Annotated in this window: 22 protein-coding genes and 1 riboswitch; of the genes, 9 read left to right on the top strand and 13 right to left on the bottom strand. The window is 72.4% G+C overall.

Annotation, left to right across the window (positions count from 1 at the left end; translation table 11 throughout):
* Positions 1-72 precede the first annotated feature (72 nt).
* The gene (locus tag ACR9E9_RS06400; RefSeq protein ID WP_435202815.1) at positions 73-1,665 is read right to left on the bottom strand and encodes a peptide ABC transporter substrate-binding protein; all 1,593 of its coding nucleotides are present in this window, start codon (positions 1,663-1,665) and stop codon (positions 73-75) included.
* Positions 1,666-1,962: 297 nt separating this feature from the next.
* Positions 1,963-4,071 (bottom strand): 4-alpha-glucanotransferase, encoded by a 2,109-nt coding sequence (gene malQ / locus ACR9E9_RS06395; protein WP_435202813.1) that lies wholly within the window; start codon positions 4,069-4,071, stop codon positions 1,963-1,965.
* 59 nt (positions 4,072-4,130) lie between these two features.
* Between malQ and ACR9E9_RS06390 the strand changes: the two genes are divergently transcribed.
* Positions 4,131-5,063, top strand: coding sequence for a pirin family protein (locus ACR9E9_RS06390; RefSeq protein ID WP_435202811.1), 933 nt, complete (start codon positions 4,131-4,133; stop codon positions 5,061-5,063).
* Position 5,064: 1 nt separating this feature from the next.
* Positions 5,065-5,760 carry an alpha/beta fold hydrolase gene (locus ACR9E9_RS06385; RefSeq protein WP_435202809.1) on the top strand — a complete coding sequence of 232 codons (696 nt, stop codon included), beginning with the start codon at positions 5,065-5,067 and terminating at the stop codon, positions 5,758-5,760.
* Between the two features lie 19 nt (positions 5,761-5,779).
* Here the strand turns inward: ACR9E9_RS06385 and ACR9E9_RS06380 are convergent, their stop codons facing one another.
* Together ACR9E9_RS06380 and ACR9E9_RS06375 are read right to left on the bottom strand one after the other, a co-directional pair.
* Complete coding sequence (locus ACR9E9_RS06380; RefSeq protein WP_435202807.1) at positions 5,780-6,691, bottom strand: universal stress protein; 912 nt, start codon at positions 6,689-6,691, stop codon at positions 5,780-5,782.
* A 26-nt stretch (positions 6,692-6,717) separates the two neighbouring features.
* Entirely contained in the window at positions 6,718-7,173 is a 456-nt protein-coding gene (locus ACR9E9_RS06375) for a deoxycytidylate deaminase (protein WP_435202805.1), read from the bottom strand.
* Positions 7,174-7,207: 34 nt separating this feature from the next.
* Here ACR9E9_RS06375 and ACR9E9_RS06370 point away from each other — a divergent pair, with 34 nt between their 5' ends.
* Positions 7,208-8,431, top strand: coding sequence for an MFS transporter (locus ACR9E9_RS06370; RefSeq protein WP_435202803.1), 1,224 nt, complete (start codon positions 7,208-7,210; stop codon positions 8,429-8,431).
* A 1-nt stretch (position 8,432) separates the two neighbouring features.
* Here the strand turns inward: ACR9E9_RS06370 and ACR9E9_RS06365 are convergent, their stop codons facing one another.
* From ACR9E9_RS06365 to thiC, 4 genes are all read right to left on the bottom strand, one after another.
* The gene (locus tag ACR9E9_RS06365) at positions 8,433-9,083 is read right to left on the bottom strand and encodes a thiamine phosphate synthase (RefSeq protein WP_435202801.1); all 651 of its coding nucleotides are present in this window, start codon (positions 9,081-9,083) and stop codon (positions 8,433-8,435) included.
* A complete protein-coding gene (gene thiM, locus ACR9E9_RS06360) occupies positions 9,074-9,889 on the bottom strand; it encodes a hydroxyethylthiazole kinase (protein WP_435202799.1) in 816 nt (271 codons plus the stop codon). The genes ACR9E9_RS06365 and thiM overlap by 10 nt, the downstream gene beginning before the upstream one ends.
* The gene (locus ACR9E9_RS06355) at positions 9,886-11,259 is read right to left on the bottom strand and encodes an MFS transporter (RefSeq protein ID WP_435202797.1); all 1,374 of its coding nucleotides are present in this window, start codon (positions 11,257-11,259) and stop codon (positions 9,886-9,888) included. Before ACR9E9_RS06355 ends, thiM begins: the two co-directional genes overlap by 4 nt.
* A complete protein-coding gene (thiC, locus tag ACR9E9_RS06350) occupies positions 11,256-13,013 on the bottom strand; it encodes a phosphomethylpyrimidine synthase ThiC (protein WP_435202795.1) in 1,758 nt (585 codons plus the stop codon). The genes ACR9E9_RS06355 and thiC overlap by 4 nt, the downstream gene beginning before the upstream one ends.
* A riboswitch (TPP riboswitch) is annotated at positions 13,011-13,118 on the bottom strand. (Overlaps the previous gene by 3 nt.)
* Positions 13,119-13,147: 29 nt before the next feature.
* Here thiC and thiD point away from each other — a divergent pair.
* On the top strand, positions 13,148-13,996 hold the full coding sequence (gene thiD / locus ACR9E9_RS06345) for a bifunctional hydroxymethylpyrimidine kinase/phosphomethylpyrimidine kinase (RefSeq protein WP_435202793.1): 849 nt from the start codon (positions 13,148-13,150) through the stop codon (positions 13,994-13,996).
* Here the strand turns inward: thiD and ACR9E9_RS06340 are convergent.
* Genes ACR9E9_RS06340 through ACR9E9_RS06330 form a run of 3 tightly spaced genes read right to left on the bottom strand, consistent with a single transcriptional unit; the run spans position 13,986 to position 15,762 of the window.
* On the bottom strand, positions 13,986-14,342 hold the full coding sequence (locus ACR9E9_RS06340; protein WP_435202791.1) for a DUF488 domain-containing protein: 357 nt from the start codon (positions 14,340-14,342) through the stop codon (positions 13,986-13,988). The two genes, thiD and ACR9E9_RS06340, sit on opposite strands and share 11 nt — an antisense overlap.
* Complete coding sequence (locus tag ACR9E9_RS06335; RefSeq protein WP_435202789.1) at positions 14,339-15,385, bottom strand: tellurite resistance/C4-dicarboxylate transporter family protein; 1,047 nt, start codon at positions 15,383-15,385, stop codon at positions 14,339-14,341. The genes ACR9E9_RS06340 and ACR9E9_RS06335 overlap by 4 nt, the downstream gene beginning before the upstream one ends.
* Before the next feature lie 50 nt (positions 15,386-15,435).
* Positions 15,436-15,762: a hypothetical protein gene (locus tag ACR9E9_RS06330; protein WP_435202787.1), complete on the bottom strand. Its 327-nt coding sequence runs from the start codon at positions 15,760-15,762 to the stop codon at positions 15,436-15,438.
* Between the two features lie 19 nt (positions 15,763-15,781).
* Between ACR9E9_RS06330 and ACR9E9_RS06325 the strand changes: the two genes are divergently transcribed.
* Positions 15,782-15,991 carry a cupredoxin domain-containing protein gene (locus ACR9E9_RS06325; RefSeq protein WP_435202785.1) on the top strand — a complete coding sequence of 70 codons (210 nt, stop codon included), beginning with the start codon at positions 15,782-15,784 and terminating at the stop codon, positions 15,989-15,991.
* Complete coding sequence (locus tag ACR9E9_RS06320; protein ID WP_435202783.1) at positions 15,988-16,413, top strand: hypothetical protein; 426 nt, start codon at positions 15,988-15,990, stop codon at positions 16,411-16,413. Before ACR9E9_RS06325 ends, ACR9E9_RS06320 begins: the two co-directional genes overlap by 4 nt.
* Positions 16,414-16,434: 21 nt before the next feature.
* Here the strand turns inward: ACR9E9_RS06320 and ACR9E9_RS06315 are convergent, their stop codons facing one another.
* Together ACR9E9_RS06315 and ACR9E9_RS06310 are read right to left on the bottom strand one after the other, a co-directional pair.
* Positions 16,435-17,355 (bottom strand): NADP-dependent oxidoreductase, encoded by a 921-nt coding sequence (locus tag ACR9E9_RS06315; protein ID WP_435202781.1) that lies wholly within the window; start codon positions 17,353-17,355, stop codon positions 16,435-16,437.
* A 45-nt stretch (positions 17,356-17,400) separates the two neighbouring features.
* On the bottom strand, positions 17,401-17,970 hold the full coding sequence (locus tag ACR9E9_RS06310) for a protein-L-isoaspartate O-methyltransferase family protein (protein ID WP_435202779.1): 570 nt from the start codon (positions 17,968-17,970) through the stop codon (positions 17,401-17,403).
* Positions 17,971-18,053: 83 nt separating this feature from the next.
* Here ACR9E9_RS06310 and ACR9E9_RS06305 point away from each other — a divergent pair, with 83 nt between their 5' ends.
* Genes ACR9E9_RS06305 through ACR9E9_RS06295 form a run of 3 tightly spaced genes read left to right on the top strand, consistent with a single transcriptional unit; the run spans position 18,054 to position 19,269 of the window.
* Entirely contained in the window at positions 18,054-18,614 is a 561-nt protein-coding gene (locus ACR9E9_RS06305; protein WP_435202777.1) for a TetR/AcrR family transcriptional regulator, read from the top strand.
* Positions 18,611-18,949, top strand: coding sequence for a DMT family transporter (locus ACR9E9_RS06300; protein ID WP_435202775.1), 339 nt, complete (start codon positions 18,611-18,613; stop codon positions 18,947-18,949). Before ACR9E9_RS06305 ends, ACR9E9_RS06300 begins: the two co-directional genes overlap by 4 nt.
* The gene (locus ACR9E9_RS06295) at positions 18,946-19,269 is read left to right on the top strand and encodes a DMT family transporter (protein ID WP_435202773.1); all 324 of its coding nucleotides are present in this window, start codon (positions 18,946-18,948) and stop codon (positions 19,267-19,269) included. Before ACR9E9_RS06300 ends, ACR9E9_RS06295 begins: the two co-directional genes overlap by 4 nt.
* The last annotated feature ends 39 nt before the right edge of the window (positions 19,270-19,308 follow it).

The raw sequence follows: 19,308 nt of genomic DNA, 5'->3' as shown, positions 1-19,308 counted from the left end.
GTCGGCACGCCACCGGCCGGTCACCACACAGAGTGACCGGCCGGTGAGCGCCGGGTCAGCCCGGGCTCAGGCTCACTTGACCGTCATGGCCGCGAGGTCGGGGACGCCGAAGGGCGTGACCTCCACGTTGTCGACGTTGTCGGACCAGCCGATGATCGCCTTGCCGTACCACAGCGGGATGGTGGTGAACTCCTCGGCGATGAGGCCCTCGGCCTCCTGGTAGAGCTCGTTCGCCTTCTCCGGGGTGTCCGCGGCGCCGGCCTCACGCATCTTGTCCTGGAAGGCCTTGTCGTCGTAGTCGTAGTAGTTCGACCCGGCGTTCTTGCCGTAGATCGGCGCGAGGTAGTTCTCGATGCTCGGGTAGTCCATCTGCCACCCGGAGCGGAAGAGACCCTTGAGCTCACGGTTCTCCAGCTGGGTCAGCATGGTCGCGAAGTCGACGGTCGGGGTGGCGACGCACTCGATGTCGAGAGCCTTGTTGATCGAGTTGCAGGTCGCCTCGGTCCAGCCCTTGTGGCTGGCGTCGCCGTTGTAGGTCAGCGTCAGCTTGCCCTCGTAGCCGCCGCCCTCCTCGAGCAGCTGCTTGGCCTTCTCCGGGTCGTACTCGCAGTACTCGCCGCAGGCGCCAGCCTTGTAGCCGTCGACGATCGGGGAGACCCAACCGTCTGCGGGCGTGAAGGCGTCGGCGAAGATCTGCTTGACGATGGTCTTGCGGTCGATGGCCATCGACAGGGCCTGGCGGACCTTGACGTCCTTCAGCTTGGGGTCGACCTCGTGGTTCATGCCGACCCACTGGAAGGTCGAGCTCTCCTGCTCCAGGTAGCGCCCGTCACCGAGGTCGGACTTGTACTTCTCGTCCACGAGCGCACTCGCGGGGATCTCGCGCACGACGTCGACGTCGCCGGACTGCATGGCCACGTACGCGGCGTCGGAGTCCTTGAAGTTCTGGAAGGTGATGTTGTCGGCCTTGCCGCCGAAGTCACCGGAGTAGTCCTCGAACTTGCTCAGCTTGATGGCCTTGTTCTTGCTCCAGGACTCGAACTTGTAGGGACCGGCCGCGACCGGGTTCTGCCCGGCGGCCTTCGGGTCGTCGAAGAAGGAGTCCGGCTGCGGGGCGAAGGCCGTGTATCCCAGGCGCAGCGGCAGGTTCGAGACCGGCTCGGTCGTCTTGATCGTGAAGGTGAGGTCGTCGACCTCCTTGAGGCCGGAGAGCTCCTTCGTCTTCGACTTCTCGTCGGAGACCTTGTCGTAGCCCTCGAAGGGCTCGAAGAAGTAGCCGCCCTGCTGACCGTTCGGGCCGAAGGCGGTGTAGTTCCAGGCGTCGATGAAGTTGTGGGCCTGGACCTCCGTGCCGTCGTGGAACTTGTAGCCCTCCTTCAGCTTGACCGTGAACGTCTGGTTGTCCTCGGTCTCGATCGACTCCGCGATGTCCATCTCCGGCTCAGCGGTCTTGGCGTTGTAGTGGATCAGCTGGGCCGTGAGGACGTTCAGGACGTCACCACCACAGGTCTCGGCCGTGTTGCCGGCCACCAGCGGGTTCTCCGGGTTGCAGCCGGCGGCAGTGATCGTGCCGCCTTCGCTCCCGCCGCCGCCGCTGTCGTCGTCGCTACCGCCGCCGCACGCGGTCGCGAAGAGCGCGAGCGCGGAGATGCTGGCCACTGCCATCGAGCGAGAGTGCACTCGCATGGATGTCCTCCTACGTCATGCCGCCGAGTGGCGGATCGATCGGTGTCACCGGTGTCCGGCTCCACCCATGGGCACAGCGCTGTCCGCGGCTGCTCGTGACATCAAAAACCACGAACCGGGCAAACTGAACGATGCCATGTGGGGTGAGACACAACTGTGACTCTTTGGTGATCGGCCCGGCATCACGCGCAGGAGATGCAGGGTTAACCCTCATACCCCGAAAGGTTTGCGGAGATCGAGTGATTTCGCCGACGATCTCGCGTCATGAGGCGGTTGTCAGGGAGTTTCTGCGACAGGGCGCACGAGGTCGTCGAGGAAAAGGGGTCGTCGGTCCGGTCCGGCCAGTGGTAACCGCCAGTTCGGGTACTCCTCGTCGGTCCCCGGCTGGTTGATCGCCCGGACGTCCCCGACCAAGTCGGTCAGCGCGATGCCGTGCAGCCGGGCGCGCGTGGCCACGAGCCACCGGTGCAGGGCCGCGACGACCTCGGGCACCGGCGCATCCACGTCACCGAGCAGGCCCCGCTCGTGCAGAGCGGTGCGCACCGCGAGGACGCTCCCGTCCTCCGCCGCGCGCTCCTCCTCCACCGGACGGGAGAGCAGTCCCAGGCGTTCCCTGATCGCGACGTGCTCGAGGGAGAGGTAACCGGCGGTCGGCGGGAGGTCGTGGGTGGTCACCGTCGCGAGGCACAGCTCGCGGTAGTCCTCGGGCGGCAGCGGCCGCCCGTCCTCGCCCCACTCGAACCACAGGACACTCGTGCCGAGGACACCCCGCTCGCCGAGGTGCTCACGCACCCAGGGCTCGACGACGCCGAGATCCTCCCCGATGACGACCGCCCCGGCCCGCATCGCCTCCAGCGCGAGGATGCCGATGAGCGCCTCGTGGTCGTAGCGCACATAGGCGCCGTCCGCCGGGTCGTGTCCGTCCGGGACCCACCACAGGCGGAAGAGCCCGATGATGTGGTCCACCCGCACGCCCCCGGCGTCCCGGAGGACGGCACGGAGCATGTCGCGGAAGGGGGCGTACCCCAGCTGTGCGAGCCGGTCCGGGCGCCACGGGGGCTGGGACCAGTTCTGGCCGAGCTGGTTGAACTGGTCGGGTGGGGCACCGACATCGATCCCCCGGGCCAGCGCCGGCCCGAGCGCCCACGAGTCCGCGCCCTCGGGGTGGATGCCGACGGCGAGGTCGGTGATCAGCCCGATGCGCATCCCGCTCGCCTGCAGCCGCTCGCGGGCCTGACCGAGCTGGTGGCGCACCACCCACTGCAGCCAGGCGATGAAGGAGATCTCCCCGCGGTGCTCCCGGCGGTGTGTCTCGACCTGCGGTGACGCGGGGTCGTGCAGCTCGCTCGGCCAGTCGCTCTCCCACTCGGTGCCGTGGACCGCGGCGAGGCTGCACCACGTCGCGAAGTCGACGAGGGCCCGCCCTTCCTCCTCGTGCAGCGCTGCCACGTGCGGCGCCTGGCGGGGGCCGAGGTGGCGGAAGGCGATCCGCAGGGCGGCCTCCTTCAGCGCCCAGGCCGCGTCGCGGTCGATCGTGTCGGAGTCGTTGAGCTCCCGGGACCGCTCGAGGAGCGCATCGATCGCCCCGCGGGCCGCGTCCGGGAGCGCATCGGCGTCCGGCAGGGAACGCAGGTCGATGTAGACCGGGTTGACGAAGCGACGTGAGGTCGGCAGGTAGGGCGAGGGCTCCATCGGCGCGACGGGCTCGGCCGCGTGGAGCGGGTTGACCAGCATGAAGTCGTGCCCGTGTCGCTGCGCCGCCCAGTCCCCCAGGGTGGCGAGGTCACCCAGGTCGCCGATCCCCTGGCTGCCCCGGCTGCGCACCTGGTACAGCTGCGCCATCAACCCGCTGCGGGGCGCCTCGTGCAGCGCGTCCGGGAGCTCCAGCCGCGTGGGGACGGTCACGAGCACCGCCCGTTCGCTGCCGGGCAGCAGCGCCGGGCCGTCGCACTCGGCCGTCAGGGAGTGCCACCCGAGCGGCAGGTCGGACGGCAGCTCGAAGGCCGCCTCCCCCACGAGCCGTCCCTCGACCTCGACGGGCTCGACGACGTGCTCCACCTGCTGGAGGGAGCGGCGGCCACCCCCTTCGATCTCGACCGAGACCGCGACGCCGCTGCCGTGCGGGACGTGGACGACCACCCGGGTGGCCGCTCCGAGCCGCTGGACCACGGTCGGCGCGAGCGTGCGACGCCACGGGAGGGTGCGGGCCCGATCGAGGCTCGCGGCGAGTGCCTCGTCGTTGTCGGTCTGCTCGCCCATCGCCGCGAGCACGGCGCGCAGGGCGGAGTCGGGGACCGTGCGGTGCTCGCCGCGCCAGTCCCACCACTCGGTGGCGACCCCCGATGCCTCGGCCAGGTCGTGCAGCAGCGCGCTCGCGTCGGTCACCCGCCCACCTTCCAGCAGTCCGCCACCTGGTGTCCACCGTGTCCACGGGTAGCGTGGGCATGGTGCATGACCTCCAGATCCTCACCCCGCGCGAGGTACCGCTGGGTGGCCCCCGGGCGATGACCGTGCGGCGCACCATCCCCTCCCGGTCCCGCTCCCTCGTGGGCGCGTGGTGCTTCCTCGACCACTACGGCCCCGACGACGTCGCGGCCACCGGCGGGATGCGCGTGCCGCGCCACCCGCACACGGCCCTGGCCACCGTCTCCTGGGTGTACACCGGGGAGATCGAGCACCGCGACTCGACCGGGGCGCACGCGATCGTGCGCCCGGGCGAGCTCAACCTCATGACCGCCGGCCGGGGTGTCAGCCACTCCGAGTTCTCGACCCCGCAGACGTCGACCCTCCACGGGGTCCAGCTGTGGTTCGCCCTCCCCGAGCGTGAGCGGGGCACCGCCCCCCACTTCGTCCACCACGTCCCCGAGCCGATGTACGTCCCGGGCGGCATCGCCCGGGTCTTCCTCGGCACCCTCCTCGGCGTCGAGTCACCGGTGCCCACCCCGACCGCGCTGCTCGGCGCCGAGCTGCTCCTCGACGCCGATGCCGAGACCGTGCTCGAGGTCCCCGCGGACCACGAGCACGCCGTGCTCCTCGACGACGGGGAGATCACCGTCGAGGGTCGCGCCCTCGAGGAGGCCGAGGTCGGGTACCTCCCTCCCGGACGGACCCGGATCACGCTGCGCTCGGCCACCGGCGCGCGACTGCTGATCATCGGGGGCGAGCCGCTCGGCGAGCAGATCGTCATGTGGTGGAACTTCGTCGGCCGCGACCACGAGGACATCGTCGCGGCCCGCGAGCAGTGGATGGCGGAGACCTCCGCCGAGGGCGGCGCCCCGGTGACCGGCAGGGAGCGCTTCGGCCCCTTCCCGGAGGGGCAGCCCGCCGCCCTTCCTGCCCCTGCCCTGCCCGGCGGACGACTGCGGGCGAGGGGCTGAGATGCCGATCCACCGGCCGACGGTCCGCACCGTCTTCGTCCACGGGCGGGGCCGCAGCGGCGCCCGCGCCTGGCCGCTCCTGGCGGCGCAGGAGAACCCCGACCACGTCTTCCTCGAGCGCACCTGTCCCGCAGACCAGCCCGAGCGCGATGCCGACCGGGTCATCGACGCCCTCTGCGGGCGCGGTCACGTCGTCGCACACTCCTACGGGGCGATCACGGCGATGCTGGCAGCACAACGTCGCCCGGACCGGCTGCGCAGCCTCGTGCTCATCGAGCCGGCCTGCTTCGACGTCGCGCGGGGCGGCCGCTACGTCGAGCGGCACATCAGCGCGCTCGCCCCGGTCTTCGCGGTGGCCGACGACCCGCAGGTGGGGGGACGGGAGTTCCTCGAGCGCTTCGCCGCGGGCATGGGCACGCCCGCCCCCGAGCTGGACCCCGAGACCTGCGACGAGGTGGCGGCCCGGATGAGGGCCACACCGGCCCCGTGGGAGATCTCGCTGCGCACCGACACCCCCTCGCTCGTGCCGACCCTCGTCATCACCGGCGACCGGTGGCCGGTCTACGCCGAGGTCGCGAGCGCCCTGGCGGCGAGGGGGGCCGAGCGCCTCGTCCTGTCGGGGGCCGGCCACCGACCGCAGGACACCGAGGAGACCCTCACCGCCATTCGTCGCTTCCAGGGGGAGCACTCCGACTGACGCGTCGGGCGGCGCCGGCTCACTGCTGGTGGATGACCCCCACGGGGCAGGCGGCGCGGCCGAGGACGCGCTGCGAGACCGAGCCGAGGAGCATGCCCCGGAAGCCACCCCGACCTCGGGAGCCGACGACCAGCAGGTCGGCACCGTGGGCGACCTCGACGAGGACGTCGGCGGCGCGACCGTGGTGCACCTCCACGGTGACCTCGATCTGCGGGTGCGCGTCGCGGCCGGCCGCCACGGTCCGGTTCGCCATCTGGCGGTAGCGGCTGTCGACGGACTCCCACTCGGCGGAGCCCGGCTCGGTGACGACGACGCCGTTCTCGACCTCGACGTTCCAGGTCGTGACCGTCGTGACCTTCTTGCCGCGCAGGGCCGCGGCCTCGAGCGCGTACTCGAAGGCGAGGCGGCTGTGCGTGCTGCCGTCGACACCGACGACGACCCGGCCGTCCCCGGTGACCTCGGCGTCGTCCGGGACGAGGATCACCGGGCAGGGCGCGTGGGCGACGACGCTGAGCGAGGTCGTGCCGAGGACGATGCGCTCGGCCCTGCTCTTGCGGGCGGAGCCCACGACGAGCAGGCTCGCCCCGTCGGCGGCGTTGAGCAGGGCCCCGGCCGGCGCCCCGGTCGGCAGGGCGGTGGTCACGGCCAGGTCGGGGTTCTCGGTGACCGCGCGCTCCTTGGCGGCGGTGACCACCCGCACGGACTCCTGCTCGACCTTGTCGACGATGTCAGGGCTGGTGAGCAGCTCACCGTAGGCGGACAGCGGGGTGCCGAGGTCCACGGCGTGGACGAGGTGGAGGGGCGCGGAGGCCACCCGCGCCTCGGCGGCGGCCCAGTCGATGACGGCCGGGTCGCGGTGGCTGCCGTCGACGGCGGCCACCACGGCGCGGGCGGGGGTCGGGGAGTCGTGGTCGGAGGCGTCGGTGCTCATGCCCCACCTTCCCATCACGTCGGCGGTCAGGACCAGTGGGTCAGGCCGTGTCGGTCGTGTGCGCCCCCGGGCCACACGGCACGGATGATCCCTGCGGCCGCGAGCGCCTTGCGGCAGCCGGGGCACGGCGGGTCGGTGATGTAGGCCGTGGCGCCCTTCGTGTCCCTCGTGGCGAAGAGCAGGGCGTTGACCTCGGCGTGGATGGCGATGCAGAAACCCGGCGTCCCCGGCCGGTCGTAGTCCCCCAGCCCCGGGACGCTCTCGTAGTCGAGCTGCCCTCGCGGGCACGCCCCCTCGAGACAGTCGGGTTCGCCCGGGGCGGCGCCGTTGTAGCCGGTGGCGATGATGCGGTGCTCGATCGTCAGGACCGCCCCGACCCGGCGGCGGGTGCACTTGGCCCGGGCCGCCACCGCCACGGCGATGCCCAGGAAGTACTCGTCCCAGGTCGGCACGGTCGCGGCGGGCGTCGTCGGGTCCGGCATGGGGCGATCCTAGGCCGCGTGATGGACTCGCCTCGTGAGCACCCGTCCCGACCCCCGTCGCACCCCTCCGTTCGGGATGGCACTCATCGTCGTCGGCGTGGCGCTCATCTCGATCAACCTGCGCCCCGGCGCGACCTCGATCGGCCCCCTCCTCGAGGAGGTCCGCTCGGGGCTCGGTCTCGGGCCGACCCTCGCCGGGGTGGTCACGGCCCTGCCCGGCTTCGCCTTCGCCGCCGCGGGCGGGGCCTCGGTCGCCCTCGCCCGACGGATGGGCCTGTCCAGGGGCATCACCCTCGGGGTCGCGGCGATGGTCTTCGCGCTCCTCGCCCGGGTCCTGACCGACTCCGCCCTCGTCTTCCTCGTGCTCACGACGATCGCCCTGGCCGGGATGGGCCTGGGCAATGTCCTCGTGCCCGCGTGGATCAAGGCCCACTCGCGTGACGGCGGCGTGCGCCTGATGACGATCTACGGCATGGGCCTGACGATCGGCGGCTCGCTCGGCCCGCTCCTGGCCGCCCCGCTCGCCCAGGTCGCCCCGGGCCAATGGCGCGGGGCGCTCGGGGTGTGGGGCGTCGTCGCCCTCGCGGCGCTCGTCCCCTGGGTGATCATCAGCGCCAAGGACCGGGTGCACCGCCGCACGTCCACCTCCGCCCCCCTCACCGGGCGGATGCGCCACTCCCCGACCGCGGTCGCCCTGACCGCCCTCTTCGGGATCCAGTCGATGAACGCCTACATCCAGTTCGGCTGGGTCCCCCAGATCTACCGCGACGCCGGCCTGTCGGGGACCGCGGCCGGGGCCTTCGTGGCCATCATCACCGGGCTGGGCGTCCTCGGTGGCCTGCTCATGCCGACCGTCATCGCCCGCAGCCGGGACATGTCGCCGTGGATGATCGCCTTCGGGGTCTTCGCCGCGGCGGGGTACCTCGGGTTGCTCCTCGCCCCGGCCACCGTGCCGTGGCTGTGGGCGATGATGCTGGGCTTCTCCGGTTTCGCCTTCCCGACGGCGATCGCCCTCATCACGGCCCGTTCCCGTGACCCGCGGATCACGGCGCAGCTGTCCGGCTTCGTCCAGCCGGTGGGCTATCTGCTCGCCGGCATCGGCCCCCTCGCGGTCGGAGCGCTGCACGCCGCCACCGGCGGGTGGACCATCGTGCTCCTCCTGCTCATGACCACCGGGCTGGGTATCACCCTCGCCGGTCTGAGGGTGTCCAAGCACGTCTTCGTCGACGACGAGCTGGAGCTGGCGAAGGGGGCGTGAGTCACCGCTCCCAGGCGGTCAGGCAGGCGGCCGCGACCGCCCCGGGATCGGGCGCCGCCATGACCTCGCGGACGAGGGCCACCCCCGCCACCCCGGTGCGGGAGAGCGCCGGGACGTCCGCGAGGGTGACGTCCCCGATCGCCAGCACGGGCAGGCTCGTCGCCGCGACCCGTGGCGGGTACCCCGCCAGTCCCACCAGGGGGCGGTCGACGTCCTTGGTCGGGGTGCGGCGGAAGGGCCCGGACCCCAGGTAGTCCGGCCGGTCCTCGCCACGGCGTGACTCCGCCTGCCGGACGAGGTCGAGCGTGCCGGCGGTGAGACCGATGATCGCGTCGGGTCCCAGGAGGGCACGTGCCTCGGCGACGGGCAGGTCGCGCTGACCGAGGTGGACGCCGTGGACGGGGGCGCCGCCCCGGCGGGCGGCGGCAGCGACATCGGCGCGGTCGTTGACGAGGACCCGGGTGGACGGCGCCACCCGCGCCACCGCACCGGCCACGGCCTCGACGAGGGCGAGCAGGTCACCGGCCAGCAGGTGCTTGCAGCGCACCTGGACCACGCCCACGCCGGCGGCCGCGGCTGCCGCCGCCGTGGTCACGGTCGCGGGCCCGTCACCGGAGGTCACGAGGTGGAGGCGCCAGTCGATCACTCCCATGCCAGACCCACCTCGCGCCCCACCTCGTCGGCGCTCACCGCGTCCAGGGCGTCGATGAGCGCGACCTTGAAGCTCCCCGGCGCCAGGCTCCCGACCCGGTCCGCGGCGACGGTGAGCAGCGCAGTGGCGGCGACGGCACCGACGAAGGGGGTCGCCCGGCCGTCCCGGGAGGCCACGGCCACGAGGGCCGCGGTCAGGCCACCGAGGAGGCACCCGGCTCCGGTGACCCGGGTGAGCATCGGCGACCCGCTCGTGACCCGGACCGTGCGGCTCCCGTCGGTGATGAGGTCCCGTGCTCCCGAGACGGCCACGACGCACCGGCCCCCGCTGGCCAGCTCCCGGGCCGCGGTCGCCGCCGCGTCCGGTGTCGCGGTGCTGTCGGCCCCTCGCCCACCCCGACCGTCACGCATCAGGGTGAGCACCTCGGAGGCATTGCCCCGCACCACCGTCGGACCGAGGGCGAGCAGCTCGTGCGCGAGCGGGGTACGCACCGGCGCGAGCCCGACCGCGGTCGGGTCGAGGACCCACGGCACATCGTGCTCCCCCGCAGCACGAGCCGTCGGCACGAAACCGGCCATCCCGTCGGTGCTCAGCGAGCCGAGGTTGACCAGCAGCGCGTCGGCGACGGTGACGAGGGTGGGTGCCTCCTCGACGCTCTCGGTGAGCATCGGCCGGGCACCGGCGGCGAGGAGCCCGTCGGCGACGAAGGACCGGGTCACCGACCCGGTGGCTCCGTGCACGAGTGGCGGGCGGGCCCGCATCGCGGTGATCGCGGCACTCACCTCCGCCCGCAGACCGGCGGTCACGACCGTCCTCCGGCGAGGGCGACGCCCGTCGGTGCGGTCTCGCCCGCGCGGGCGAGACTCTCCACGTCACGCTCGAGGTCCGCGGGCGCGAGCCGCGCCCCGAGCGCGCCGCACCCGGCCACGAGCAGCCCGGCGACCGCGAGCACGGCAGCGACCGACCCGTCGCGGCCGAGGAGGGGCTCGAGCGCGGGCAGCCACCAGGGCCACAGCGCCGGGCCGACGATGGAGAGGGAGTAGGCGCTCCCGTACCCGGTCGAGCGGACGTGCGCGGGGAAGCGCTCGCACAGATAGGCACCGACCGGGCCGTACCCGCACACGGTGAGCACCTGGAGGAGGGCGATCCCGAGGACGACGGGGACGAGGCCGGCGGCGAGCGTGCCCAGCCACAGCAGGGGCGCGGCCAGGGCCGCGCCCAGTCCCCACGCGATGAAGAACCGTCGCCGACCGACCAGGCTCGACAGGTGGCCCGTCACCGACATCACCAGTGCCTGGGCGATCGAGGCGACCCCCATCACGAGCGCGACCTCGCCGCCCGAGAGGCCCACGTCGGTCTCGAGGCGGCCGGTGGCGAGGATGACGACCATGTTCGTCATGAGCCACAGGCCGCTCATCAGTCCGAACATCTGCCAGAAGGCACCGGCGTACCGGCCCCCGAGGACGGCCCGCAGACGCAGGGCCGAGGGGGCACTCCCTTCGTCCGCGAGGGCCCGCTGACGGACCACGTCCGGCGCGTCCGCGACCCGGGCGGAGTAGTAGACCAGCAGCGCGAGGCTGGCGGCGCCCCCCGCGACGAAGGCGAGCCGCCACCCCCAGGCCGCGTAGGCATCCGGACCGAGGGCGGCGATGAGCGCGGCCGTGGCGAAGGCGATCGTCGACTGCGCCCACGGGGCCATCGACATGATCAGTCCGGAGACCAGACCGCGGCGGCGCGGCACCGACCACTCCATGGCCAGCGGGATCGCGGAGGTGTACTCCCCCGCGAGGAAGACCCCGCCGACGAAGCGCAGGAGCACGACGGCGGAGATCGCCAGCGCGCCGATGCTCTCGTGGGTCGGGACCGCGGCGATGCCCAGGGTGCACACCGCGGTCCCGGCGATGGCGACCTTCGTCGTGCGCGTGCGCCCGACCCGGTCCGCGAGCTGCCCGAAGACCATCGCGCCGAGCGGACGCCCCAGCAGGGTGGCGACAACGACCAGCGCGCCGGCCGTCACACCGGCGTGCGGGCCGGCGAGGGTGACCAGCGCGGGCGCGAGCGCCACCACGGGCAGGAAGATGGCCAGCTGGTCGACGTAGTTGCCGACGACACCGGCACGCACCGCTGCACGGCCGGTCGGCGGCAGCCCGGGGACCAGCCTCGAGGATCCGCTCATCGGTCGGCCGCCTCCTCCTCGCGCAGGTAGACGCTCGACCCCAGCTCGACGAACTGGCGCGACTTCTCGGCCATGCCCTCCTCGACGAGGGCGCGCTGCTCGGCGGCCGACCCGTAGGCGTCACGGATGTCCTGGCTGATCCGCATGGAGCAGAACTTCGGCCCGCACATCGAGCAGAAGTGCGCGGTCTTCGCCGGCTCCGCGGGCAGGGTCTCGTCGTGGAAGGCCATGGCGGTCGCCGGGTCGAGGGAGAGCGCGAACTGGTCGTGCCACCGGAACTCGAACCGGGCCTTGCTCAACGCGTCGTCGCGGGTGCGCGCCCCGGGGTGCCCCTTGGCGAGGTCGGCGGCATGGGCGGCGATCTTGTACGTGATGACGCCGGTCTTCACGTCGTCACGGTCGGGCAGGCCCAGGTGCTCCTTGGGCGTGACGTAGCACAGCATCGCCGTGCCGTGACGGGCGATCTCCGCGGCGCCGATCGCCGAGGTGATGTGGTCGTAGCCCGGCGCGATGTCGGTGACGAGCGGGCCGAGCGTGTAGAAGGGAGCGCCGTGGCACCAGTCCTGCTCGAGGTCGACGTTGTCCTTGACCAGGTGCATCGGGACGTGTCCCGGCCCCTCGACCATCACCTGGACGTCGTGCGCCCAGGCCCGCTCGGTGAGCTCACCGAGCGTGCGCAGCTCCGCGAGCTGGGCCTCGTCGTTGGCGTCGGCGATCGACCCCGGCCGCAGACCGTCGCCGAGCGAGAAGGCGACGTCGTAGCGCGCGAAGATCTCGCACAGCTCGTCGAAGTGGGTGTAGAGGAAGGACTCCTCGTGGTGCGCCAGGCACCAGCCGGCCATGATCGAGCCGCCGCGGGAGACGATGCCCGTGACGCGGTCGGCGGTCAGCGGGACGAAGGGGAGGCGGACCCCGGCGTGGATCGTCATGTAGTCCACGCCCTGCTCGCACTGCTCGAGGACGGTGTCCCGGTAGATCTCCCAGGTGAGCTCCTCCGCCGCTCCGTCGACCTTCTCCAGCGCCTGGTAGATCGGGACGGTCCCGATGGGGACGGGGCTGTTGCGGATGAGCCACTCGCGGGTGGTGTGGATGTCGTCCCCGGTCGAGAGGTCCATCACCGTGTCGGCGACCCAGCGCGTGGCCCAGGTCAGCTTGTCGACCTCCTCGGCGATGGAGGAGGTCACTGCGGAGTTGCCGATGTTGGCGTTGATCTTCGTGAGGAAGGCCCGACCGATGATCATCGGCTCGGACTCGGGGTGGTTGACGTTGACGGGGATGATCGCGCGACCGGCGGCGACCTCGTCCCGCACGAGCTCGGGACTGCACCCCTCGCGGAGGGCGACGTAGCGCATCTCCGCGGTGATCTCGCCGCGACGGGCATAGTGCATCTGGGTGACGGTCCGCCCCCTTCGCGACCGGTGGGGACGGTGCTCTCGTCCGTGCCACGCGAGGGAGGCCTCCCCGCGGCGCACCGCGGAACGCCCGTCGTCGGCGAGGTCCCGTGGACGGCCGGTGTAGGTCTCGACGTCATCGCGCTCGCGGATCCACGCCGCCCGGTGCTCCGGCAGCCCGACCTGGGGGTCGGACCCCGGACCGCGGGTGCGGTAGAGGCGCACGTCCTCGTGGGGTGTCCCGTCGGGCGCGGGGGCCAGCGAGACCGCGGTGACGGGCACCCGGATCGCGGGGTCGTGGGGATCGACGATCTCGTCCCGACGGTGCTGGGGGTGGACTTCGGTCTGGGGGGTATCGCGCATGGAAGCGCCTCCTCTTCCTTCGCCGGCATGATCCGGACAGGTTCAGGCGGTCCGGACGGCGACAGTCCGATCTCAGCTCGTGCCCGAGCTCCCGCGGGGGTGCCCCCAGACTAACCACTCGCTACGGTGCACGCATGGACGCCCCCCTCCTCCCGCGCCCGCCGGTCGCGCTCTCGATCGCCGGGTCCGACCCCTCGGGTGGTGCCGGGATCCAAGCGGACCTGAAGACCTTCAGCGCGCTCGGGGCCTACGGCACCTGCGTGCTCACCGCCCTCACCGCCCAGTCGACGACGGGCGTGACGCACGTGCACGAGGTGCCCGTCGAGACCGTGCGGGCGCAGCTCGACACCCTCGTCGAGGACGTGCGCATCGACGCCGTGAAGGTCGGGATGCTCTCCTCGACGGCACTCGTCGTGGCGGTCCGGGAGAGGCTCACCTCCGGTCCCCTGGCCACGACACCGCTCGTGCTCGACCCGGTGATGGTCTCGACCTCGGGGTCCCGCCTGCTCGACGACGACGCGGTGGCGGCGATGCGGGAGCTGCTCCCCCGCGCGGACGTCATCACCCCGAACGTGCCGGAGGCCGCGGTCCTGCTCGGCGAGGAGCCGGTGGGCTCACTCTCCGGCCTGACCGGCCAGGCGCACCGCCTCGTCGAGGCGGGTGCTCGTCGGGTGCTGCTCAAGGGCGGCCACCTCGACGGACCGGAGTCGGTCGACCTGTGGCTCGACCCCGACGCCGGTGGTCCGGTGGAGGTACGCGCCCCGCGCATCGCGACGACGGCGACCCACGGAACCGGCTGCACGCTCAGCTCGGCGCTGGCCGCCCTTCGCCCCCGTCACCAGGAGTGGCTGCCCACGGTGCGCGCGGCGAAGAGCTGGCTCACCGAGGCACTGCGCCACGGTGAGGTCCTCGACATCGGGGCCGGGGCGGGCCCGGTGCACCACTTCCACGAGCAGGCGCGGTGGAGGGACGTCAGCGGGTGAGCAGGTCCGCCAGGACGACGGCCTGGTTGTGCTCGCGGTCGGCGGCACCGAAGAGCAGCGTCACGCGACCGTGGTCGGCGACGAGCTGCTGCAGCTGCGCCCACTCGTCGCTGTCCGTGAGCTCCTGCTCGTACTTCCTCGCGAAGGACTCGAAGCGCTCCGGGTCGTGCCCGAACCACGTCCGCAGCTCGGTCGAGGGACCGACCTCCTTGAGCCACTCGTCGAGGGCCGCGTCCTCCTTGCGCACGCCGCGCGGCCAGACGCGGTCGACGAGCACCCGGTAACCGTCGCCGCTCGCCGGCTCGTCGCGCACCGATCGGACGTGTACCTGGTCTCGCGTCGTCATGACGGCGACGCTACCCGTGCGTCCACCCTCTCGCGAGGGCCGAACCAGGAGCGGACCATCAGGGACGCGGCGCAGAGCCATGCGGCCACGGCCAGCCACAACCAGACCGCGCCGATCTGCTCGACGATCGGCAGGGCGTCCGCCCGACCGAGGTACATCCCGGCGACGGCGTACATGCCCAGCGGAAAGACGATGCTCCACCAGCTCGCCTCGTAGCGCAGGGGGATGCGGTGCACCCAGTGACGCCAGACACCGACCGCGACGAGGACCGGGATGAGCCACGTCGCCCAAGCCCAGCAGAGGACGGCGAGTCCCGCGATGAGCCCACCGGTGGCGAGCACGATCGGGGTCGAGGTCATCTCGACGATCTTCGCGCCGGCGACGACGGTGATCGCCATGGCCCCCATCGACACCCAGTACGGCGGGTCGAGGTCGGACGGGGAGAGCGGATAGAGCATGAGCCGCAGGGCGACCAGGACGGCACAAGCGCCGTAGAGGACGATCCCGACCGACCAGGCCGCGACGGCCAGCACGGCGACCTCGGCCTGACCCACCGGGACCAGAGGCTCGATGCTCGCGGCCGCCGTGGCCACGGACTGGCCGGCGACGACCCAGATGAACCACGTGCCGTTGGCCTCGCTGAGCACCGGGCGCCGTGCCCGGGAGAGCACGGCGGCCCACGGGACCGCATAGCCCAGGACGAGCCAGACGGACGTGGCGAAGGCGAGCAGGGCCACGCCGGTGTCGAGGTGCTCCTCGGTCAGCCGCACGGCCAGGACGTCGGTTCCGGCGATGAGCGTGAAGTAGCCGAAGGCCAGACGGGGGTCGTGCAGGTCGGCGACGACCCGATCGCGGTACCAGCACACGCGCAGCACCAGCAGGACCATGAGGAGGAGCCAGGCGACGCCGGCGACGACGAGCAGCGCGAGCGAGAGCGTGGGCAGGTCCTGCTGGGCCATGCCGATGGACACGATGCCCGTGGCCATGACGAAGGCGAAGGCGCCGGGCGGCAGGGTCGCGATCGCCTCGCGGACACGGACCATGGCTCAACCGACCCTGGTCCGGCGGGCGGCACGTGCGGTGGTCATGCTCGTCATCGTGCCAGCGGAAATCTCGAGCGACCGACCGGCCGGGCAATCTCCTGGACCCCTTCACTACGTACTACTCGTATGAGACCCACGAGCGCACGCCATCCCCTTCGCACCGGCGCGGCCCTGATCGGCGCCGCTGCCCTCCTGACCGCCTGCGGCGGAAGTGGCGGTGACGAGGGAAGTTCCGCACCCACGTCGTCGGAGTCCTCGGCGACCTCGTCGTCGGAGTCCTCGTCGCCGAAGTCCTCGTCGACGAGCGAGTCGGCCAGCTCGGGGTCCGAGTCCGCATCCGAGTCGGAGAAGGCCGCGGAGAAGGTCGAGATCACCATCTCGGACTTCGAGTTCTCGGTGCCCGACTCGATCCCTGCCGGCGCGGAGATCTCGGTCACCAACTCCGACGACGTCGGGCACACCGTCACGGCCGACTCCGGGGACACCTTCGACGAGTCCGTCCCCCCCGGTGAGACGGTGACCTTCACGGCACCGGAGAAGGCCGGCGAGTTCCCCTTCCACTGCACCCCGCACCCGGACATGACCGCGACGCTGGTCGTGGAATGAGCCGCGGCGACGCTCCCGCACTGCGGGCCGGCGAGCTGACGCTCCGCGTCCTCGTGGTCGCAGCCCTGGCGGTGGACTGCGTCGTGCACCTGAAGCTCGCCGACGCGATCCAGCTGGCCGCGCCCGGTGGCATCGGTGGTGGCACCCTCTTCCGGGTGCAGGCCGTCGCCGCCGGTCTGGCAGCAGTGCTGCTGCTCGTCACCGGTCGGCGCTTCGCCTATGTCGTGGCCGGACTGGTCGCGCTGAGCGCCTTCGTCCCGGTCCTGCTCTACACCTACGTGGCGGTTCCGACCCTGGGCCCGATCCCGTCGATGTACGACCCCACGTGGTCGAACGACAAGATCATCAGCGCCGTGGCGGAGGGGGCCGCGGTGGTGCTCGCCGCGGCGGGCGTCGTCGTGAGCGCCCGCCGACGGCGATAGCCGGTCCGGGTCAGCTCCTCGTCAGGAGAGCGTGATGAGGAGCTTGCCGCGGGCCGAGCCCTCCCGGCTCACGGCGAAGGCCTCGGCGACCTCCTCCAGCGGGAAGCTCCGGTCGATCTCGACGACCAGCCGCTCGCCGGCCACCTCGTCGAGCAGCTGCGCCAGGCGCTCCCCGTCGGGGCGCACCCACACCCAACGGCCACCGTGCTCCTCGACGGCGGGGTCGGCGACGGAGGCGAGGCGACCCCCTTCGCGCAGGACACCGAGGGACACGTCGAGGACGTCGCCCACGAGATCGGCCACGGCATCGAAGCCGTCCGGCGCGACCTGCGCGAGCCGCTCGGCCAGGCCCTCCCCGTGGGCCACCGGGGTGACGCCCAGCGCGGTGAGCTTGTTGTGGTTGGCCGGCGAGGCGGTGCCGACCACGCTCGCGCCGGCAGCCAGTGCCAGCTGTGCGGCGAGGTACCCGACTCCGCCGGACGCGGCGTGGACGAGGAGGGTGTCGCCCTTCGTCACGGCGAGGGTCTCGAGGACACGAAGGGCGGTGAGCCCGGTCAGCGGCAGGCCCGCGGCGACGTCGTCGCTCACCTGGTCGGGGACGGCCGCGACGTCGTCGGACATGACGCTGACGTACTCGGCGAAGGTGCCGGCGGAGACGATCTGCTTGCGCGCATAGGCGGCGACGCGGTCATCGGCGGCGAACTCCGGGACATCCGGGCCGACCTCGTCGACCACTCCGGCCACGTCCCATCCCGGGATGACCGGGAAGGACGCGTCCATGAGGGCGTCGAGCCCGCCGGACATGACCTTCCAGTCCACGGGGTTCACGGACGCCCGGGTCACCCGGATGCGCACCTCCCCCGGCCCGACCTTGGGGGTCGGCTGGTCGGTGAGGCGAAGGACGTCGTCCGCGCCGTACTGGTCATAGGTGATGGCTCGCATGGTGGCGTCAACGGCGGGCCGGGCCCGATCCATTCCGTCCCGGCCTCACGGGGCGATGAGCGGGACGAAGCGGTAGAAACCATGACGGGTGACCCGCCGGCCGTGCGCGTCCCGGGCCAGGCGCACCATCTCGCCGCGGACCGGCACCACGAGCACCCCCTCGTCCGTGAGCTGCTCGATGAGCTCCTCGGGCAGCGCCTGCGCCTCCGCCGAGACGAGGATCCGGTCGAAGGGAGCCTCCCCCGGCGCTCCGAGCACGCCCGGCTCGGCCTGGCGCACCCGGGCCCAGGGCCGGTCGAGCGGGGCGAGCACGGCTCGGGAGGTGTCCACGAGTGACGGCACCCGCTCGACGCCGATCACCCGGCCGCCGGAGCCCACGAGGTCGGCGAGCAGCGCGGTCGTCCACCCGGATCCACTGCCGACGTCGAGGACGCCCTGGCCCGGCCGGACGTCGAGCAGGCGCAGCATCGCGGCCACCGTGCTCGGCTGGGAGTTGGTCTGGTCGTGACCGATGGGCACGGGCCGGTCCTCGGCGGCGCGCCGACGGTCCCGCTCCGGCAGGAAACCGGCGCGCGGGGTGCGCGCGAAGGCCTCGTCGACGGCGTCCTGGTCCACTCCCCCATCCTGACAGGCGGTGCGTCGGGGCCACGATGGGCGGCGGACACTTACTTTCCCAACCGGACGGTAGAGTTAGCACCATGTCGCGCCCAGCCCACCGCCCGAGCCAACGGGCCGTCATCCTCGACGCCGTTCTGACCCACCTGCGCCGCGAGGGGGCACCGACGGTGTCCCTCGAGACGGCGGCCCGGGCGGCGCGCGTGAGCAAGGCCGGGCTGATGTACCACTTCGCCACCAAGGAGGCGCTCGTACGTGCCCTCGTCGACCGGGTCGTCGACGGCCACGAGCGTCAGCTCGGGGCGCTGCTCGACGGGGATCTCGAGCATGCTCCTGCGCGCGCGCGTCTGACGGCCTACCTGACCTGGGCGCTGACGACCGAGCACGACACCGTCGAGCTGATCATGCTCGGCGACCCGAAACTGTGGGAGCAGATGACCGACCGGTGGTCCGAGCGGCTGAGTCCCTGGCTGGACGTCCCCGCGGACACTCCCCAACCGGAGCGCTCCCGCCTGCAGGCGGTGCGCCTCATCGCCGACGGTTCCTGGTTCGCCGACGCCTCCGGCTTCCTGCCGGTGCCGGCCGATGACCGCAGGGCTCTGCTGGGGAGCGCCCTTCGACTCCTCGACGGAGATCCCGCATGAAGACGTGGCTCGTGCTGCTCGGGGCGATCCTCTGCGAGGTCACGGCCTCGCTCAGCCTCAAGGCCGCCCTTGACCAGCCGCTCTTCTACCTCGTCGTGGTCGCCGGGTTCACCGCCGCCTTCGCCCTCCTGACCGTCGTGCTCAAGCAGGGCATGGCGATCGGGGTGGCCTACGGCATCTGGTCCGCGACCGGCGTCGTCCTCACGACGATCCTGTCCGCGGCGATCTACGGCGAGACGGTCACCGGCGTCATGGGGCTCGGCATCGCACTGATCATCGGCGGCGTCCTCCTCGTCGAGCTCGGCTCGCGCCCGGGCGAGGAGGTCGTCTCGTGACCGCGTGGATCCTCCTCTCCGTGGCCGTGGGCGCCGAGGTGGCCGGGACCCTCTCCCTTCGCCTGGCCGCCGCGGGAGCGCGACGGTGGTACCTCGCGGTGGTCGTGGGCTACCTCGTCGCCTTCGCGGCGCTGTCGTCCAGCCTCGCCGAGGGCATGCCGCTGGGCGTCGCCTACGGGATCTGGGCCGCGGCGGGTGTCGCGCTCACCGCGATCGGCTCGCGGGTGTTCTTCCAGGAGCCGCTGACCCAGGTCATGGGCATCGGGATCGCGCTGATCATGATCGGGGTGCTGCTCGTCGAGATCGGGGCGTCGCACTGAGCCACCGCGCCGATCGCCACTTCCCCGCTGGTGACTCCC

The organism is Janibacter sp. GS2, from assembly GCF_051200835.1.
Classification (GTDB): domain Bacteria; phylum Actinomycetota; class Actinomycetes; order Actinomycetales; family Dermatophilaceae; genus Janibacter.
Note: the sequence above shows the minus strand (reverse complement) of the source record. Positions and strands in the feature narration are given on the sequence as shown.

What these genes read in the sequence shown, in the direction of transcription:
- ACR9E9_RS06400 (WP_435202815.1), bottom strand. Translation starts at nt 1,665, where the DNA reads ATGGCAGTGGCCAGCATCTCCGCGCTCGCGCTCTTCGCGACCGCGTGC.
- ACR9E9_RS06390 (WP_435202811.1), top strand. Translation starts at nt 4,131, where the DNA reads ATGGTGCATGACCTCCAGATCCTCACCCCGCGCGAGGTACCGCTGGGT.
- ACR9E9_RS06385 (WP_435202809.1), top strand. Translation starts at nt 5,065, where the DNA reads ATGCCGATCCACCGGCCGACGGTCCGCACCGTCTTCGTCCACGGGCGG.
- ACR9E9_RS06380 (WP_435202807.1), bottom strand. Translation starts at nt 6,691, where the DNA reads ATGAGCACCGACGCCTCCGACCACGACTCCCCGACCCCCGCCCGCGCC.
- ACR9E9_RS06375 (WP_435202805.1), bottom strand. Translation starts at nt 7,173, where the DNA reads ATGCCGGACCCGACGACGCCCGCCGCGACCGTGCCGACCTGGGACGAG.
- ACR9E9_RS06365 (WP_435202801.1), bottom strand. Translation starts at nt 9,083, where the DNA reads ATGGGAGTGATCGACTGGCGCCTCCACCTCGTGACCTCCGGTGACGGG.
- ACR9E9_RS06355 (WP_435202797.1), bottom strand. Translation starts at nt 11,259, where the DNA reads ATGAGCGGATCCTCGAGGCTGGTCCCCGGGCTGCCGCCGACCGGCCGT.
- thiC (WP_435202795.1), bottom strand. Translation starts at nt 13,013, where the DNA reads ATGCGCGATACCCCCCAGACCGAAGTCCACCCCCAGCACCGTCGGGAC.
- thiD (WP_435202793.1), top strand. Translation starts at nt 13,148, where the DNA reads ATGGACGCCCCCCTCCTCCCGCGCCCGCCGGTCGCGCTCTCGATCGCC.
- ACR9E9_RS06340 (WP_435202791.1), bottom strand. Translation starts at nt 14,342, where the DNA reads ATGACGACGCGAGACCAGGTACACGTCCGATCGGTGCGCGACGAGCCG.
- ACR9E9_RS06335 (WP_435202789.1), bottom strand. Translation starts at nt 15,385, where the DNA reads ATGGTCCGTGTCCGCGAGGCGATCGCGACCCTGCCGCCCGGCGCCTTC.
- ACR9E9_RS06330 (WP_435202787.1), bottom strand. Translation starts at nt 15,762, where the DNA reads ATGGTGATCTCGACCTTCTCCGCGGCCTTCTCCGACTCGGATGCGGAC.
- ACR9E9_RS06320 (WP_435202783.1), top strand. Translation starts at nt 15,988, where the DNA reads ATGAGCCGCGGCGACGCTCCCGCACTGCGGGCCGGCGAGCTGACGCTC.
- ACR9E9_RS06315 (WP_435202781.1), bottom strand. Translation starts at nt 17,355, where the DNA reads ATGCGAGCCATCACCTATGACCAGTACGGCGCGGACGACGTCCTTCGC.
- ACR9E9_RS06305 (WP_435202777.1), top strand. Translation starts at nt 18,054, where the DNA reads ATGTCGCGCCCAGCCCACCGCCCGAGCCAACGGGCCGTCATCCTCGAC.
- ACR9E9_RS06300 (WP_435202775.1), top strand. Translation starts at nt 18,611, where the DNA reads ATGAAGACGTGGCTCGTGCTGCTCGGGGCGATCCTCTGCGAGGTCACG.